Origin of the sequence: Mesorhizobium sp. M7A.F.Ca.US.006.04.2.1 (assembly GCF_004022915.1) — a bacterium.
GTDB classification, from domain to species: domain Bacteria; phylum Pseudomonadota; class Alphaproteobacteria; order Rhizobiales; family Rhizobiaceae; genus Mesorhizobium; species Mesorhizobium ciceri.
In genome coordinates this window covers 1-3,493 of record NZ_RZQA01000701.1, presented here as the reverse complement: position 1 = coordinate 3,493, position 3,493 = coordinate 1, and the positions used below count along the sequence as shown (strand labels likewise).

At 59.4% G+C, this 3,493-nt stretch carries 4 protein-coding genes; all 4 read right to left on the bottom strand.

What is annotated here, in order from left to right:
• Positions 1 to 216: 216 nt before the first annotated feature.
• On the bottom strand, positions 217 to 432 hold the full coding sequence (locus EN925_RS28365) for a DUF2945 domain-containing protein (RefSeq protein ID WP_064994287.1): 216 nt from the start codon (positions 430 to 432) through the stop codon (positions 217 to 219).
• A gap of 613 nt (positions 433 to 1,045) precedes the next feature.
• A complete protein-coding gene (locus EN925_RS28355) occupies positions 1,046 to 1,867 on the bottom strand; it encodes a universal stress protein (RefSeq protein WP_127369643.1) in 822 nt (273 codons plus the stop codon).
• Positions 1,868 to 2,051: 184 nt separating this feature from the next.
• Positions 2,052 to 2,348: a hypothetical protein gene (locus tag EN925_RS28350; protein ID WP_064994261.1), complete on the bottom strand. Its 297-nt coding sequence runs from the start codon at positions 2,346 to 2,348 to the stop codon at positions 2,052 to 2,054.
• Positions 2,349 to 2,437: 89 nt separating this feature from the next.
• Positions 2,438 to 3,493: FAD-dependent oxidoreductase (locus EN925_RS28345; RefSeq protein ID WP_128337088.1), on the bottom strand; the 1,056-nt coding region annotated here is incomplete at its 5' end.

The following is a 3,493-nucleotide window of genomic DNA, read 5'->3' as shown; positions in this document are numbered from 1 at the left end:
GCCCCATCCCTCGTGGCGCAGTACAGCCTGGCTGCGTCGCAACCCGTGGTTCGAGAACGAATTGGTGCCTCACCTGCGCACCCGGGTTTCTGCTGTCCTGGGCAGCGCGGCTGCTCCTCACGAGCCGGCGGCATGATAAGCGTGCGGTGGACTCGGCACCGGATCGTCCGAAAGTTCTGTCCGTGTTCAGGGAGACCCGTCCACGCGTTGCTCCCGTCAGTCGCTTAATCGGGTCAGCACCTGGCCGCGGTGCAGGGCCACGTGGTCGGTCTTGCTGCTCTTGATCTCGTATTGAGGAGACTGCGGGCTCGCGTGATGCGTGTGGCCTTTATAGTCTATATCTTGGGTATGAATCCGAATGATCGTTCCGTGGACGCGACCTGCCTCCGAGTTCCAACTCACCCGATCCCCGACTTCAAATGTTTTCGTCATCGAGACGGTCGCGGGTCGGCGTCGTGGTGCCTTCTTGTGTTCCGTCATTTCTCGGTGCTCCGCCTGGGTAGGGTCAATTTTGGCGCATTTGGCTGAGGCTTGGCAGTCACCCGTTCTTGCCCATCGCCTAGGCTGGCGCCGCACCCGAACCCTTATGTACGCGTCAGTTTGCTCGACATCATAGCAGGGGATTGATGATAGGGCAGGGGCGCGGACCGCTTCCCCCCTTGCGCAGACTCAAACAGGCGTGATGCCAAAGGGCAACGCACATTATCCTCCACGAGGAGCCATCGGCCAAAGGTGCGCCGTAGTGTGTACAGACCGATCCAACGGCGAATATTTCCTCGCCCCGACGTGCCAGCAAGACAGGCTCGTTGCCGACATAGCCGGAGAGCATGGCGCCATCTGCGAGTTGGCTCAGAGGGATGCCTTTGCCGAAGTCCGGACGGTCAGTATCAGGTGTATCGGAGTTCATGAAGGGCCTCCTTACTCAGGCCGACACCGTGGACATGCAACTGGCTCGGGGGACGGCACGACGAAAATCCTACAGCGGGCAAAGTCCTTGTCACGTTATTCAGCTTGACCGAGCGTATCGATCGTTCGAGCAACGTGATCAATTCGACATCACCCGGTTCAGCCGATCATTTTCAAGCAGCGAGCGGGTAGCCCCGCCGAAGATCCACTCCCTGAACCTGCTATGACCGTAGGCGCCGGATATGACCAGATCCGCACGCATTGCGTCGGCCACATCGGCGATCGTTCCGCCATCGGATTTCTCCGGAAACACTTCCGCCTTCGCCTTTACGCCGTGAAAAGAAAGGAAGGCGACAACATCGTCCAGGCTATTCGAGGTTTCATCGGTCGCGTCATCGTCGATCGTGGTTATACGAACCTCCTTGGCCATTTGCAGAAACGGCATGGCATCAGCAACCGCACGCCTAGCTTCACGGGTGTCCTTCCACCCGACAAGAACCTTGTTGATCCGGATATTTTCCTGGTTGGTGGAGGCGACAAATACAGGTCGTCCTGCCTGAAGGATTAGATTGCCCAGGTCGGTGGAACGATGAATGTTGCCAGAAGAGGCACCTTCGGGCGACGCTGTGACAATGAGATCGGCCACACGCGCCGAGTCGATCAGCAAGCGGGTCGGATTGCCCACCGTCCCGCGCCATTCCGTCTCAACCGTCGCGCCAGCAAGACCTTCGAATTCCGCGCGGAGATCCTCGAGTCGCCGCTCGATGTTCTTCCGCTGGCGCAGCATGTTCTCACCGTCGAATGCGACGCCTCCTTCCATTACGATGGGTGGGGGAACATCGGCAGCCGAAAGGCCGATCAGACGCGCATCGAACCGCCGAGCCAGATCGACACCGAGCTTGATGACAGGAGCAACCATACCATCGATGTCGAGATTGAGAACGATTGACTTGTAGGCCATTGGACTTCCTTCCGGGATTGGGTAATGAGCCTCGGCCAAGGACGAACGGCGACGTGCCGCGAAAATGCGCCGCGACAACTGGTATCAGGCGTTAGAAAGGCGTCCTGCGCTGGGAGCCGTCGTCGCACCGATCATCGCAACGAAGCAGCTCGTCGCCTGGCGCCGCCCGTCAAAGCTCCTCGCCCTACTCAAACACGAGATTAGCTGTGCCTCTTTTTGCGATCAGCATTCGCCGGGCATCCTGGATTCGCTCAGCCTGTAGTTTGGAATAGGGGCCCATCGGCTTGGTCGTTTTGTTACCGCGACGGACCTGACAGTACCACTGGCTGCCGTTCGAGAAGATTTCAACCGAGGTCGGCGTCATGTTGGACGCTTCCTTGCCGACCGTCTTGATGATTTTGACGAACGTTGAATAATGTTGCGCGGGCGCGACCGTGCTCATACCGTTAGTGGTGCTAAGTTCCTGTTGCACTGTGGACATAATTCGAACTCCTTTCGATCATGACGGCATTCCGCTCAGCCATTTCTGATTGCGCTCTTCTTCGAACTGCGGTGCCCGAGAGCGCTCTGCTAGGTCGCCATCTGGTGCTCCATTTCCACCTCGGCCTCCAGACTTTCGATGTCGCGGAAGATCGAAGCGACAGCCAGCGTGCGTCCTTCGCGCTTGAAGCGCAGCAGGCAATCCCTGGAGGCGATATTCCCATCGACCGCGATCTCGTCCCATCGCTCCGCATGACCGACATAGTTGATGGGAACATCGTAATGCTGACTCCAGAAGAACGGCACGCCGTTGAATTTGTCGCGTTGGCCGAGCATGTTGAGGGCCGCGGTTCGTCCCTGCCTCTCTGCAACCACCCAATGCTCGACCCGAATTGTCTCACCGCTGTGGGGATCGCGCCATCGCGCAATATCGCCGGCCGCGAATACCCCTGGCTCGCTCGTTTCCAGAAAGGCGTCCACAACAACGCCGTGATCAACGACCAGCCCCGCCGTTTCGGCAAGTCTGATCCGCGGCCGCACGCCGATGCCGACGACGACGAAATCTGCCGCCAATGAGCCGCCACTGCTGAGATTTACCTTCTTGGCGTCGATGCTGCTCGCTGTATTCTCGAGATGGAATACGACGCCATGCTCTTCATGCAGGGCGCGGATGAAGTCGCCCATTTGCGGGCCGAGGACGCGCTCCATGGGTCGTTTTTCCGGCGCCACGACATGAACTTCGATCGCGCGCGCGCGCAGAGCCGCGGCAACTTCCAGGCCAATGAAACTGGCGCCAAGCACGACCGCGCGACGGGCAGTCGCGGCATGCTCGATGATCGCCTTGCAGTCTGCGAACGAGCGCAGCGTGTGAACGTGCGGCAAGTCGGCGCCGGGGATGGTCAGGCGGACGGGTTCGGCGCCGGTCGCAAGCAGCAGCCTGTGGTAAGGAACCCTTCTTTCATCAGCGAGGACGACCTCGAGGGAACGCAGGTCGATATCAACGGCCTTCGTGTCGAGACGCAGGTCGATGTTGTTTTTTGAATAGAATTTCTCCCCGCGGAGCGGAATCCAGTCCTCCGGCGATTTTCCCGCGAGGTAGTCTTTGGAGAGGTTCGGCCGGTCGACGGGCGCCGATTGGTCCTCGCT

What these genes read in the sequence shown, in the direction of transcription:
- EN925_RS28365 (WP_064994287.1), bottom strand. Translation starts at nt 432, where the DNA reads ATGACGAAAACATTTGAAGTCGGGGATCGGGTGAGTTGGAACTCGGAG.
- EN925_RS28355 (WP_127369643.1), bottom strand. Translation starts at nt 1,867, where the DNA reads ATGGCCTACAAGTCAATCGTTCTCAATCTCGACATCGATGGTATGGTT.
- EN925_RS28350 (WP_064994261.1), bottom strand. Translation starts at nt 2,348, where the DNA reads ATGTCCACAGTGCAACAGGAACTTAGCACCACTAACGGTATGAGCACG.